The organism is Tunturiibacter gelidiferens, from assembly GCF_013410115.1.
GTDB lineage: Bacteria > Acidobacteriota > Terriglobia > Terriglobales > Acidobacteriaceae > Edaphobacter > Edaphobacter gelidiferens.
Genome location: NZ_JACCCV010000001.1, coordinates 2,411,080 through 2,425,957, shown reverse-complemented (window position 1 = coordinate 2,425,957; position 14,878 = coordinate 2,411,080). Strand labels below are relative to the sequence as shown.

Sequence of the window (14,878 nt, the reverse complement as noted above, 5' to 3'; positions counted from 1 at the left end):
CCTGTACTTCGATAGTTCACTGACCTTTATGGTTCAGCTGCCCTCTTCTGGAGGTTAGGTTGGTCCCAACCACTAGATGCGTTTCCGAGTGATTTAACTGTTATGGAAGTACTGCGTAGTGGCTCTGAGTGACTCCGAGTGTAGTCCGAATCTCTCCGAAATCAACTGCCTATGGCAGCAGTCGATTGATGCGATAGAGAATTGCTATGGAAATAATTTTTTCTATGCGACGAATAGAGAAATCCCATGTCAAACAGAAAATCGATGAACCTTTGTTCTAGTAGAAGGAAGCCAATTCAATCAGAACCTGTTCCTCTCCTCATAAACCAGCGGGTGCTACGCGGAGTGTCTAGAACGATCATGACTTCAATCAATCATCGAAAAGCGAGAGGAGCCCGGTTTGCGATTGCGGCCAGTCTGATTGCCAATGGAGCAATAGCGGCTATCTCCACACGGGGACAACAGGCAACTCCGCCGGCAGCCGCCCTGTCACGGCCACCGAAAGTGGTTCGGACGGGGGTGACGACATCAGGCGTGGCTCGTCCACTCAGCGATCTCAAGCCGGAAACGATATATACCGTCGAAGGATCGCCCGACTGGTCCGTGGCGACGAAGGATGCTGTCTGGGTATCGAGCGCGCGCGTAAATCACGTTGTGCAATTACTTCCCTCGACCGGCAAACCCGGCCTTATCGCAACGGTGCAACGGCCCTGTTCCGGGCTTGCGTACGGCTGGGGATCGGTGTGGGTTCCAAGCTGCGGAACGCATCAACTCGTGCGACTCGATGAAGCCACCGGCAATGTGATAGCCGAGATTCCTGCAGACCCCGCAAACTCCGAAGGCGGTATCACGGTAGGGGATGAGTCCATATGGATGGTCGTAAAGCCAAGCATGTTGGTACGAGTTGACCCAAACACAAACACGGTCGTCTCAAACCTAGAGCTGCCGACAGCTTCGGAGAACCCAGCCTTTGGGGACGGGTTCGTCTGGATCTCCTCCTTTGGTCATGATCAACTGCTAAAGATCGACCCGAAGTTAAACAAAGTAATTGCAACGATCCCGGTCGGCCCAAAGCCACGCTTTCTTACGATTGGAGCAGGTTCGGTTTGGACGCTGAACCAGGGCGACGGAACCATCTCGCGGGTTGACATGAAGACTGACAAACTCGTCGCCACGATCGCATGCGGCATCCCCGGCGAGGGCGGCGAGATCACATTTGGCGCAGGTTCAGTATGGACGGCGTTGTTTGACTTTCCCCTCACCCAGGTAGACGCCACGAACAATCTCCCAGTTAGGCAATGGGCAGGCAAGGGCGGAGACGGCGTAAGGTTCGGCTTCGGTTCAGTGTGGCTTTCGAACTTGATGCAGGGCACCGTGTGGAGAATCTCCCCGGATCAAAAATGAAAGACCGCGCACACTTTTAAAGTAAGTGAAACGGCATAAATGCCGGGAAGGTTGGTTGGTTTGAGCTCTGAAGTTCTTTGGGAGGAGACGCTAAGCGGGTCCTCCACATGGTCGCACGTACTGAAGCGCGGAACCGCGCTGCGCATCACTGCCGGAGGCGACCACGCCAACGTAGGTGCAATATTTCTGAACGCCGATAATCCTTCAGAACGTCTGAATCTGCCAGATACCTTGAAGGCGCAGCATATTGCTCGGCTTACGACTGGTGCGGTGCTCTTCTCCGACATGGGTCGGATTCTCTGTTCAATCACGGACGACACTCTCGGTTGGCACGACCCATTAGGCGGGTGTTCCGACGCGACGCTGGTCGCTGAGAAGTATGGAGCTCTGACCTACCAGAAAGCACACAACGATTGGCACCAGAATGCTCTCGATGGCTTTTTGCTCGAGTTGGAAAAGTACGGCCTCAACCGTCGCGATCTGATGATGAACGTGAACTTCTTCAGCAAAGTCGAAGTGCAGGAGGACGGCAGCATGCAGTTCGTCGAAGGACACGCGAAGGACGGCAGCACGGTAGAGTTGCGGGCGGAGATGAACACTCTGGTAATCCTCAACACATGTCAGCATCCTATGGACTCCGATCGCGAATATAGACAGACGCCAGTCACTCTGACGTTGAAGCGAGTACCCGCGCCGGGAAGCGAGGATATCTGCCGCAAGTTCCGGCCCGAGAACGAGCGCGGCTTCCTCTTGACCGAGCGCTACTTCCAATAACCGCCTCCCAGGCGTAAATCAGTTTCCAGACGCAGGAGTAATTGAGGATGACAGAAGCAGTGATAACGAGAAGCCCACGAACTCCGACAGAGGCCATCTTTATGGTGGATATCGAGGCTGGGGCCTCATTTGTCCACGAGATCAAGCGTGGCCAATTCGTTCGTATCGTTGACATCGAAGGCAACCAGGCAGTGGATACGCTGTTCTACAACGCGCATGACTATGCTGACCGCTATAGCGCGCAGGACACAATCCGCGCGCAAGGCAACATCTATCTGACGACCGGAACGAAATTGATCTCAACCGCTCGTAATGTGCTCCTGACGATTGTGGCCGATACCTGCGGTCGGCACGATACGCTGGGCGGAGCCTGCTCTGCAGAGAGCAACATGGTCCGGTATGCGATCGAAAAGCGCTCCATGCATGCATGCCGCCAAAGCTTCCTGAAAGGCGCGATCCAATGGTCGGATAAGACCGGGCGCGATTTTGGGAAGCGGGATCTCACCGCAAATATCAACTTCTTCATGAACGTACCCGTAACTACTTCAGGCAAGTTAACCTTCGAAGATGGGGTTTCCAACGCCGGCAAGTATGTAGAACTGCAGGCAGAGACGGATACTCTTATCGTCATCTCGAACTGTCCCCAGTTGAACAATCCGTGTAATGCGTATAACCCCACGCCGGTAAGGTTGTTGATATGGGACGCCGCGACCAATGAATCTATGGATCAAAAGTAAACTAGAGGAGTGGGATGTTTAAGAAGGTTTTGATTGCGAACCGCGGTGCGATCGCCTGCCGCATCGAGCGCACTTTGCGAAGAATGGAAATCATGTCGGTTGCGGTTTATTCCGCCGCAGACTCCAACTCCCTGCATGTGTTTGAAGCCGACGAGGCCATTGCGATCGGACCTGCACCAGCGGCACAGAGCTACCTGTCCTTCGAGAAAATCCTCGACGCGGCAAAGCAGACTGGAGCGGACGCGATTCATCCCGGCTATGGATTTCTCAGCGAGAATGTGCAGTTTGCGCGAGCGTGCACAGCCCAGGGAATTTCATTCATCGGGCCCGAACCGGAACATATTGAAGCATTTGCACTGAAGCACACCGCTCGGGAAACAGCGAAGCACTGCGGAGTTCCTCTCCTGCCAGGCACTGGTCTGCTCTTCGGCCTGGACGACGCATTAGCCCAGGCGGAAAGGCTCACGTATCCCGTCATGTTGAAAAGTTCGGGCGGAGGAGGCGGTATCGGAATGCGGTTCTGCCTCTCGGCCCAACAGCTAAGCGAAACATACGACTCCGTCCTACGTCTTAGCCGCGCAAACTTCGGTGATAGCGGAGTCTACCTTGAGAGGTACGTCGCTAAAGCCCGCCACATCGAGGTACAGATCTTCGGCGATGGCAAAGGCCAGGTGATCGCTCTGGGGGAACGCGACTGCTCGGCCCAGCGCCGCCACCAAAAGGTCCTGGAAGAAACACCCGCGCCGGGACTGACCGACGCCACCCGCGAAAAACTGTGCGCCTCGGCAATTCTGCTGGGCAAGGCAGTGAACTATGCGTCAGCGGGCACAGTCGAATTCATCTACGACGACGATACCGGCGAATTCTATTTCCTTGAAGTGAACACGCGGCTGCAAGTCGAACATGGAGTAACTGAGCAGGTGACTGGCATCGACCTCGTAGAGTGGATGGTGCTACAGGCATCCGGGGACCTCGCCCCTCTGGACTCGTTCACTATCAGACCGGTCGGCGCTTCCATCGAAGCCCGCGTGTACGCAGAAGATCCCGCGCAAAATTTTCAGCCCTCGCCAGGCAAGCTAACCCTCGTAAACTTCCCCGGCACTGAGCTGGCTCGAGTAGAAACGTGGATCGAATCAGGCTCGACCATCACGCCCTACTACGATCCGATGATCGCAAAGATCATCGTCACCGGCAAAGATCGCACTGAGGCACTCGCGAAGCTCGGCGCCGCGCTTGACGCAAGCTCTATCGACGGCACCGAGACGAACTTGCGGTATCTGCGCGAGATCGCGGCATCTCCAGAATTTGTATCTGGAAAAGTTACAACATCATTTTTAAGCAACTTTGCGGTTACGCGAAATTCAATTGAGATCCTCGACGGCGGGACCCAGACAACGATCCAGGACTACCCCGGACGGACAGGCTACTGGAACATCGGCGTCCCACCTTCGGGACCAATGGACCACCAATCGTTTCGCATCGCAAACCGCCTGGTCGGTAACAACGAAGGCGCTGCAGCAATCGAATTCGCGACGATGGGCGGACGTATCCGCTTCCACTCCGACGCACTGATCTCCCTCACGGGCGCCGACATGGGCGCAAAGCTGAACGGCAGCCCGATAAACCGCTGGACGGCCATTGAAGTAAAAGCAGGCAGCGTCCTCTCTCTGGGGGCATCATCGAAGGAAGGAATCCGTTCGTACCTCGCACTGCAAGGCGGTATCGACACGCAACCTTATTTGGGAAGCAGAAGCACCTTTCTGCTGGGTGGGTTCGGCGGACATGCAGGACGTGCCTTACGATCAGGCGACGTAGTGCACTTGGTTACAGCCGCCAAAGACTCCACCGTAAAACTCCAGACTCCCGCACACCTTCCGGCGTTGTTCATCCCGACGCTGACCCGAACCTGGGAGATCGGCGTACTCTTTGGCCCGCACGCGGCCCCCGACTTCTTCACCGAAGAAGACATCGAAACGCTCTTTACCACCCACTGGAAGGTCCACTACCAAAGCGATCGCACCGGTGTACGCCTCGTAGGCCCAAAACCAAAGTGGGCTCGACCCGATGGCGGCGAAGCTGGCCTTCATCCCTCGAACATCCACGACAATGCCTACGCGATCGGCACAATCGACTTCACTGGAGATATGCCAATCCTGCTTGGCCCCGATGGTCCAAGCCTCGGTGGATTCGTATGTCCTGCAACCATCGTTCAGGCTGAGCTTTGGAAGTTAGGCCAACTCAAGGCAGGCGACCTGATCCGCTTCAGGCGTATCACGCTCGCCGAGGCTGAAGCGATGGAACGCGCCCAGGACGCCTTCCTCGAGAACTTTTCCACCGCGCCCCCTTCCCTTCCCAGCGCTTCTTTACCTGAACCCGCGGTGATCGCAGCGTTTGTCGACCGCCCACAGAAGATGGTCTTTCGTACGGACGGTGACAAGTACCTTCTGGTGGAGTACGGGAAACTCGAGCTCGACCTTTATCTCAGGTTTCGCGTCCACATCCTGGAACAGAATCTACGCGCAGCTAACCTCGCTGGCATCATCGACATCACACCCGGCGTTCGCTCACTGCACATCCACTACGACAGCCGCAAAGTAGCACGCGCGAAGCTCATCGAACTGCTCGATAAAATCGACCGCACCATGCCAGAGCTAAGCGACATCACGGTGCCGTCTCGGATTGTTCATCTCCCTCTGTCTTGGGACGACCCGCAGGCAAAGCTTGCACAGCAGAAGTACATGCAGGCGGTTCGGCCTGACGCACCCTGGTGCCCCTCGAACATAGAGTTCATCCGCCGCATCAACGGCCTCGAATCAATCGATGAGGTCTATCGCATCGTGCATGCGGCGAGCTATCTGGTCTTGGGTCTCGGCGACGTCTACCTGGGTGCCCCAGTGGCGACACCGGTCGATCCGCGCCACCGACTGGTCACGACCAAATACAATCCCGCCCGCACCTGGACGCCAGAAAACGCAGTCGGCATCGGCGGCGCTTACATGTGTGTCTATGGCATGGAAGGTCCCGGTGGCTATCAGCTAGTCGGAAGAACGATTCAGGTGTGGAACACATGGAAGTCGACGCCCGCGTTTGCGCCCGGAACCCCATGGTCTCTTCGCTTCTTCGACCAGATACGCTTCTATCCGGTCAGCGCCGAGGAGCTTCTCGAAGCACGAGAGAAGTTTCCCCACGGACAATACGAACTGCGCGTCGAGGAGACCACCTTCAACCTCAAGGAGTATCAAAAGTTTTTGGACTCCATCAGCGAAGAGGCAGCAGCCTTCAAGAAGCATCAAAAAGAGTCCTTCAACGCTGAGCGCGAACGCTGGCAGCAGGCCGGACTGATGACCGAGGCCGAACCGGAGACTGAACCCGAAGTCGAAACGACCGTAGTGGTAGCCGACGGCTGCGAGGGAATCGCATCACCAGTGACCGCCAGTGTCTTTCAAATCGTGCTCGAAAAAGGCCAGACCGTGACGGATGGACAAAAGCTTATCGTGCTCGATGCCATGAAGACAGAGATCACCGTGCCCTCCCATATAAACGGAACAATCGAAGAGATATATTGCGCACAGGGAGCATTGGTCCAGGCGGGCCAGCTTCTGCTCTCGGTGCGTCCGACACAGCCATAGATTCACAAGACACCGCAGGAGAACGATGAACATTGCAGCGCTTCATGCAGCGTACGCGATGGGACACGAAAGTCCCGAACAAGTAGTCTTGGCGATCTACAGCCGAATCGAGGCCGAGGGTGTGCAGCCTGTTTGGATCTCGATCGTTCCCCGAGAGAAAGCATTGGCACGCGCAAAGGCATTGCCTGCGGAAGACAAGAGCAAGCTGCCGCTCTACGGAATTCCCTTTGCCGTCAAAGACAACATCGACGTAGCGGGCATGGCAACGACGGCCGCCTGTCCAGCGTATTCCTACCTCGCCGCAGAATCTGCGACCGTCGTCACACTACTCCAACAAGCAGGCGCGATCCTCATCGGCAAGACGAACATGGATCAGTTCGCCACCGGTCTGGTCGGCACGAGAACTCCCTACGGCATCTGCTCAAGTGTCTTCGACAAACGCTACATCTCGGGTGGCTCCAGTGCTGGCTCGGCAGTCGCAGTGGCAAGTGGACTGGTCTCTTTCTCGCTAGGAACCGATACCGCCGGGTCAGGTCGCGTGCCTGCCATGTTCAACAACATCATCGGGCTAAAGCCGACGCGGGGCGTGGTAAGTACGAATGGTGTGGTGCCTGCGTGTCGCACCCTCGATTGCGTCTCGGTCTTTGCCGAAACCGCACTCGATGCAGCATTGGTGCTATCAGTGGCAGGTGCCTACGACGAAAAAGATCCGTACTCCCGAGCCCCTGAGACGGGGGATGGAGCTTCCCCTTGGGCAGCGGCGACTAGCTTCCGCTTCGGCGTCCCTGCCGCCGCGACACTCGAGTTCTATGGTGACCACTTCAACCCGCAGCTCTATAAAACCGCAGTTGAAGCGCTCATAGCCCTCGGTGGCACCCCGGTCGAGTTTGACCTCACTCCCTTTCTGCAGGTAGCGCAACTGCTCTACAGAGGCCCTTGGGTCGCAGAACGCTATGCAGCCATCTCAACATTTATAGGCGCACACAAAGACGAGATGGACCCAACCGTCGCAAAGATCGTCTCGGGTGCAGCGAACTACTCCGCGGTCGATACTTTCGAAGCCTCATACTCATTGGAGACGCTCAAGCGCGCAACCAAGCCGGTCTGGAACACCATTAACATGATGCTCCTCCCGACCGCGCCAAAGACCTTCACGATCGAGGAGATCGCAGAAAAGCCCATCGAGCGAAACAGCATTCTTGGTCATTACACAAACTTTGTAAATCTGTTGGACCTGGCAGCAGTCGCACTCCCCGCGGGTATGCGTCCGGACGGGCTGCCCTTCGGAGTGAGCCTGATCGGACAGGCGTTCAGTGAAACCGCCTTGCTTCCGATTGCGGACAAACTGCACCGCAACCTGGCGAAGACGCTGGGAGGATCCAATCGCAGTCTTACGGACGCTCCCGCACTTGCCGCATCGCAGCCGCCGCATGGTTGTCTGCTCATGGCAGTCGTGGGGGCGCATCTCTCCGGACAGCCACTGAACTGGCAGTTGACGCAACGGGGCGGCAGACTGGTCAGAACATGCAGAACAAGCCCACAGTACATGTTTTACGCCTTGAAGAATACAACCCCTCCCAAGCCTGGTCTCGTCCGTATCCCCGGCTTCCAGGGGCCGGGCATAGAGGTTGAGGTCTGGGCGCTCCCTGCAAACACGGTCGGCACCTTCGTCGAAGGAGTTCCGCAGCCGCTATCAATCGGTACGCTTCAATTAGAAGACGGCACCCTGGTAAAGGGCTTCCTCGTCGAGCCCACGGGCACCGAAGGAGCCCTTGACATCACGGAGCTTGGCGGATGGCGTCGCTACCTGCAGAGTTTGAAATAGCCATAGCTCTAACGGACGCGAAGATCCGCTACGAATTAATCATTGTCATCATCGTCCCCAGGCGCCGCAGCGTCCTTTTCGCCTTCCTTCTTCGGCTTGTACCTTCCTTCGAGGATCTGCCCAATCGTTGAGATCATCTGGGGGGAATCCGGCGTAACATCAGGGTCGAGCCGCGCAATGACCTTGCCGTTCTTATCGATAAAAAACTTGGTGTAATTCCAATGGACAGGCCCTCCGGCGGGCGCGCCTTTGCTCTTCGTCAAGTAGAGGTAGATAGGAATCTCTGCGTCACCGCTCAACTTCGAAACCGCCATCACAGGAAAGGAAACCTTGGCATCGGCATAGGCTTTCTGAATCTCCGCGTCGGTACCTGGCTCAGCCGCACCAAAGTCGTTTGACGGAACTCCAAGAATCACGAGGCCCTTATCTTTGTAAGTCTCCGCGTCCTTGATCAAGGCTGGAAGTTGAGCGTGGTACTCCGATTTGCGACCTAGATTCACAACCAAAATGTATTTACCCTTGAAGCTCGAGAGTGGCACATCCTTCCCATCTGGACCCGGAAGGTTGTAGTCGTACGCAGTCTTCTCAGGCTTTGCTGGCTTGCCCCCGGTATCGCCGACCTTGAACGGGTGTTTCTGTTTGCCATCATTCCCGGTAGCCCGCCCCGCATCTTGTGGTTGATATCCGAACGCTGGTATCTCATCGATCAAAAGGAAGAAGACAAAAGAGCAGGCATAAGCTGCGCAAATCTTCTTCACTAACGGATTTAGCACCTGATCGCTCCTTAGTTGTACATACGTGAAGGTCTAGTCAAGTCGTAAAGAGTCGGAGCGGAGGGCAGCCTCCTACACCTTTGCGTTGATATTGAATCCTTCACGCAGCCAAAGGCACCACTGAAACCAAAAGATCTACATTTCGCATGGACGATAACGGGAGTGTAGCTCCCAAGAGGGATACAGCCAACTCACTATATATTTTCCTTATGCCTCTCATAAAAAAATCGTCTATTGCCAATCCTGTGTTGTAGGTATGGTTTTTCTCTATACCTTAAAGGAAGCAGCACGATCACAAATCAGTCCGACAGATGGGCCACAAAGATCTCCGCGCCCGCAAGTCGCCTCTAGAAACCGAACAGATTGTTGAAGAAGAAGGTCCGAGGCCGAAATGGATATAGATCAACTGAAGACGTTTCTTGAAGTGTCACGTCAGAAGAGTTTTTCACGGGCCGCGGAGAAACTACATGTCACGCAGCCCTCCGTCTCTGCCCAAATCAGATCCCTCGAAACCTATCTGGGCTATCGTCTTATGGAGCGAGGCGGCGGTAAGGTGACGCTCACAGCTGCCGGCCGAGTCTTCGAGCCGTTTGCGGAGGATTGTCTGTCGCGGCTGAAACATGTGAGCCTCATGCTCGCAGACACCGAACGGCTGCCGCGAGGTACGCTGACGGTTAGCGCGAATGACTCCACGGCGCTTTACGTTTTGCCGCTCCTCATCTCCAAGTTCAAGAAGCAATACCCGCGTGTTGCGCTCAACATTGTTCGTGCCGAACGCTCCAAGACGCTTGAACTGGTATTGGACCGCGAAGTGGAGTTTGGGATCGTCTCATTGCCCGTGAAAGATCCACGGCTTCATGTGGAGATTATTCACGAGGATAACCTGGTACTTGTAGTACCTGCCGGACATCCGCTTACGTTGGTCAAATGCGCGACACTGTCGGACGCAGCGAAGTTTGGATTTCTCGTACCCAAAGAGGGCCGACGCCGTGAGCTAATCGACCACTTGTTCGTTCAGAACAAGACAGCTAGACGCATCGCCATGGAAGTCGATTCGAGTGAGTTACTGAAACGCTTGATTCTAGCGGGTTTGGGTATCAGCTTTCTACCACGCATCAACGTCATTGACGAACTAAATCAAGGTCGGCTGCAAACGGTCGCCATAAAAGATGTCAACATCCCGCGGAACCTAGGGCTCATATCCCGTCGTGACATGCCGCTGACGCGTGCCGGCAACACCTTCTTTACCTTTGCTATAGGGAGCGTCCGCCCTTCGCCCGATCCCGAAGCCCACGACGACGGACAGTAAGTTTTGGCTCGCCACGAACCGCCGACGCCTCTCCAAGGGGATCAGTTCCACCCTATTGGTAGCTCCTCAATCGCCTGGGAGGTAGACGGCTGGTCGCTGAGTGCCAGCCTCAAACGTCTAGAGAAAGGCCTGGACTACGACATGACACAAAGTTAGAAATGCAATCGTTCCTCTGACGAGGAGCAGATGGCTTGTGCTGTCTCGGAATCGAACCTCTTCAGCGACTTGGATCCGGGAGGCTTGAGACTCGCGTACCACTGCTCTCATTTTGAATGAGCCTTGATTCCAAACTCTTCAGTATCGGCATCTTTTATTGGGAGCATAGCCGAACGTTCATTCGATTGATTTCGACAAAACCCCTGTGCATAATCGCTCTACACCGCCTCACAAGCTGCACCATTCTGAGTCCTGCAAACCCTGACTAGCTTCAGCGGCAAACGTGTATCTGCCGCCGCTTTCTAAATGTCCACGCAACAGTCATCGCCCCTGAGCCGTTCTTCGCCGAGATGAACGCGCCATCATCCGTCAGTCGAATCTAATTCTGGAGTCTCCCTCTATGCGTTGTATTCGCTATTCGTCGATTCTGTTTCTTCTCCTGGCCTTTGTAACCTGCGGTTATTCGCAGACCGCAACAACCTCGCTCCACGGCGTAGTAGTCGATGTGCAAGGAGGCGTAATCGCCGGAGCCGACATCACTCTCGCGGAGAGCTCGAATGGCTTTACTCAGACCCATAAGACCAATGAAAGAGGCGAGTACAGCTTCCAGCAGATCCCGCCCGGGACTTATCAAGTGAAGGCGGTCTTCCCCGGCTTCTCCGAACAGGTCACAAAGGTGGAACTCCTCGTCTCCACCCCTGCGAATCTGCCCATCAAGCTCAGCGTCGGAACCAGCGAAGTCGTAAGCGTGGAGACAAATCTCGCAGACCTGAATACCACCGACGGAACACTCGGCAAGGCCTTCGACCGCGCTCAAGTCCAGAATCTCCCCTATCTCGCCAACAACATCACCTATCTGCTCTCCCTGCAACCCGGCGTCCTTGCACTCGACAGCGGCGCTCAGACCGGCGGCCTCAACACCGATCCCCGCACCGGCATCGTCAACGGCGCCCGTCAGGATCAATCCAACCTCACGCTCGACGGCGTCGATAACAACGATCAGATCTTTGGCTTTGCCTTTAACGGCGCGCTCCGCTCCACACGCGACTCAGTCGAAGAGTTCCGCGTCACCACCACCAATGCCAACGCCGACTCCGGCAGATCTTCCGGCGCGCAGGTCTCGCTCATCACCCGAAGCGGCACCAACTCGATCCACGGCAGCGCCTACGAGTACTATCGCGATCCTGGCACCACCTCCAACAACTGGTTCAACAAACAAGCTCAGTTGAACTCCGGAGAACCCAACGTCGCAGCCAAGGTGCTGGAGCACACCTACGGCGCTTCCCTTGGCCTCCCCATCAAGAAAGACAAACTCTTCTTCTTCGGGGCCTATGAGGGCTTCAAACAAGCCAGCGACGTTACTGTCGGTCAAACCGTGCCCTCTACTTTGAACGGTGGTGGTCTCGTCACCGGCAATGTCACTTATCAGGCTTGTCCAACATCCGCGACCTGCCAGAACGGCACGACCTATAAAACGCTCACCTCTGCCGAAATCGCGCAGCTAGATGGACGGTCTTCCGACCCGACCTGCGCCACGACCACCTGCTTTGCTCCCTCCACCAACGCCGCAGCGATCGCTTACTTCAAAACCTTCCCGCTCTCAAACTCGAACGGCGCAGGCGACGGCTACAACACCGGAGGCTACAACTTCGTCTCACCAGCACCAATCCACCAGATCACCAACATCGCCCGCCTCGACTACAACCTGACCTCAAGGCAATCCCTATTCGTGCGCGGTAATCTGCAGAGCGATAACCAGGTAACAGCTCTCCAGTTCCCCGGTCTGCCCCCTGCCTCGAGCGTCTTCTCCAATAACAAAGGCATTGCCGCCGGTCATATCTGGACCATCAACGATCGCATGACCAACAACTTCCGTTATGGTCTTACCCGCCTGGGCAGCGCCTCTCGCGGCACAGGCAGCGAACCCTACGTCGCGTTCGGCGCCTTCAGCACCATCACGGCAACCACAACCAGTACCATCTACGCCCTCACTACCAACAACTTTGTAGACGACATTTCCTACACCAAAGGCCACCACACAATCCAGGCCGGTGCCAACATCTATTACGTTTCAAACGGCCAGTACTTCGATGCACCTCTCCTCTCCTACGCGAACGTAAGCCCGAACCTTCTGGCAACGGCCGCCATCGCCAATCAGGGTGGAAGCCTCGACCCGGCCGCCTTCAACTGTCCCGACTGCGGAACAGTCTCAGCATCCTTCTCGAACTTCTACAACAACGCCGTCATCTCGAACGTTGGCGCTATCGAAACAGCACAGACCGGTACCGAGTTCCTCGTACAGAACAACCAGCTTGTGCCTCAGGGCGCAGGCGTCGTCCCTACCCACACCTTCCGTAACGTCGAACAGGAATACTACGTTCAGGATCAGTGGAAGGCGACGCCGCGGCTCACTCTCACCTTCGGCCTGCGCTATGTCTATCTCGGTGTACCGTCCGAGAAAAATGGGCAGCAGATCGCACCCACCATCCCGCTCAATACCTTCCTCGCCGATCGCGCCTCCGCTGCCGCTGCAGGCAACGCGTACACCGATCGCGTTGCCTTCCGCGCCGCCGGTTCGAAGAACGGCGAGCCCGACTTTTGGACGGCACAGAAGAAGAACTTCGCTCCGCGCATCGCCTTCGCTTACACCACACCAGACAACAAGACCTCTGTTCGTGGCGGATTCTCCCTTGCCTACGACCACTTCGGCTCGGGGTTGATCGACTCCTACCAGTCCAACCCGCAATCGCTCCTCTCTCTCTCGCAGGTCAATCTCGCTACCTATACCAACATCAACTCCAACCCGCGTTTCACCGGCTACCATGACGTTCCAGCCGTCGCGGGCGCTACCACTCCTCTTCAGCTGCCGTTTACACCCGCCGACAGTGCGTTTACCTTCGACTACAGCATCAACGACAAGCAGAAGACTCCTTACGCAGAAGCCTTCAACCTTACGATCCAGCACGAGTTCCCGCACAATCTGGCGCTCACCGCATCCTACGTCGGACGGCTTGGACGCCACCTCATCCAGAATATCGATGTCGCCATGCCCACCAATCTCTACGATGCCGGCAGCGGCCAAAACTACTTCCAGGCCGCAACCACATACGACAAGATGGTTGACGCCGGTATAGACCCAGGAACGGTCCCGGATAGCGGCTACTTCCACAACGTCTTTCCAAACTTCAGCTTCAACGGGTACGCCGGCGCACAGGCCTACTACGCCTACTTTGCTGCAAACCGTGGCAACGAAACTAACGCTCTCTTCGCTGCCGACACTGATCCGACCGCGTCGCCGTCAGGTCAAAGCTTCCGCTTCTTCTACCCCCAAACCTCCTCGATCTACGCGCAGTCCAGCACAGGAGTCAGCAACTACAACGCTCTCCAGCTCTCGGTTCGTCAGGCTCTCCGCTACGGCCTGGAGTATGACGTCAACTACAGCTACTCCAAGTCCATGGACGAGGGCTCCGATCCGGAACGGAATGGAACAACCGGCAGCCCGATCATCAACTCCTTCTCCCCACACCAGTGGTACGGCCCATCCGACTTCGATGTGCGCCACAACATTACCGCGAACTACACCGCACCGTTCCCCTTCGGTAGAGGCACCCCGTTCCTCAACGGCGGCGGCATCCTCGATCGGATCGTCGGAGGATTTCAGTTGAATGGAGTTGTCCACTACAGCACCGGCTTTCCCTTTAGCGCTGTGGCAAGCGGCAACTGGGGGACCAACTTCGCCTTCAACAGCAACATGGTTCAGACTGGTCCAATCCCAACCGGCGGCCATCACTACGACGCCGCTAACCTGGAGGAGACTGCGCTTAAGGGAATCACCTCCGCCGCCGCCCACGCCAATCTGCGATTCGCCTACGTCGGAGAGAGCGGACAGCGTAACAACTTCCGCTCCGACGGCTACCTCTCCATCGATGATGGTCTGTCGAAATCCTTCCACACATGGCGCGAGCAACAGCTGAAGCTCTCTGTTGAGGTCTTCAACATCATCAACACAAACCGCTTCGCAACTGTGCAGATCGACGGAACCAGCAGCAACTTCGGGGTCTACCAGAACAGCATCTCGACCGGCAACGCCACCCCGCCCAGCTCTCTCCTGCTGCAGCCACGTCAGATGCAGTTCTCCGGGAAGTACACCTTCTAGACGCGATGAAAGCAGCAATGGCGCGCAAACCGAAAGGGATGCGCGCCATACTCGGTGATGACACCTTTTTCGTGAGACGATCTAACTGCCTCTTCCACTATCAAGCTCCACAATC

Annotated in this window: 8 protein-coding genes; 7 read left to right on the top strand and 1 reads right to left on the bottom strand. The window is 56.2% G+C overall.

What is annotated here, in order from left to right; all coding sequences use genetic code 11:
* Window positions 1-360 precede the first annotated feature (360 nt).
* The 5 genes from HDF12_RS10330 to atzF are packed head-to-tail and all read left to right on the top strand — an operon-like array spanning window position 361 to window position 8,369.
* Complete coding sequence (locus HDF12_RS10330) at window positions 361-1,404, top strand: Vgb family protein (RefSeq protein ID WP_179582650.1); 1,044 nt, start codon at window positions 361-363, stop codon at window positions 1,402-1,404.
* Between the two features lie 60 nt (window positions 1,405-1,464).
* Window positions 1,465-2,178, top strand: a complete 714-nt coding sequence (locus HDF12_RS10325; RefSeq protein WP_218892345.1) for an urea amidolyase associated protein UAAP1 — start codon at window positions 1,465-1,467, stop codon at window positions 2,176-2,178.
* A 47-nt stretch (window positions 2,179-2,225) separates the two neighbouring features.
* Entirely contained in the window at window positions 2,226-2,915 is a 690-nt protein-coding gene (locus HDF12_RS10320) for an urea amidolyase associated protein UAAP2 (protein ID WP_179582646.1), read from the top strand.
* Window positions 2,916-2,929: 14 nt separating this feature from the next.
* The gene (gene uca / locus HDF12_RS10315) at window positions 2,930-6,544 is read left to right on the top strand and encodes an urea carboxylase (RefSeq protein WP_179582644.1); all 3,615 of its coding nucleotides are present in this window, start codon (window positions 2,930-2,932) and stop codon (window positions 6,542-6,544) included.
* Between the two features lie 25 nt (window positions 6,545-6,569).
* Window positions 6,570-8,369, top strand: coding sequence for an allophanate hydrolase (gene atzF / locus HDF12_RS10310; protein WP_179582642.1), 1,800 nt, complete (start codon window positions 6,570-6,572; stop codon window positions 8,367-8,369).
* 35 nt (window positions 8,370-8,404) lie between these two features.
* Here atzF and HDF12_RS10305 read toward each other — a convergent pair whose 3' ends face one another.
* Complete coding sequence (locus HDF12_RS10305) at window positions 8,405-9,142, bottom strand: glutathione peroxidase (protein WP_179582640.1); 738 nt, start codon at window positions 9,140-9,142, stop codon at window positions 8,405-8,407.
* A 391-nt stretch (window positions 9,143-9,533) separates the two neighbouring features.
* Here HDF12_RS10305 and HDF12_RS10300 point away from each other — a divergent pair, with 391 nt between their 5' ends.
* Window positions 9,534-10,451, top strand: coding sequence for a LysR family transcriptional regulator (locus HDF12_RS10300; RefSeq protein ID WP_179582638.1), 918 nt, complete (start codon window positions 9,534-9,536; stop codon window positions 10,449-10,451).
* 556 nt (window positions 10,452-11,007) lie between these two features.
* Window positions 11,008-14,763: a TonB-dependent receptor gene (locus HDF12_RS10295; protein ID WP_179582636.1), complete on the top strand. Its 3,756-nt coding sequence runs from the start codon at window positions 11,008-11,010 to the stop codon at window positions 14,761-14,763.
* Window positions 14,764-14,878: the final 115 nt, after the last annotated feature.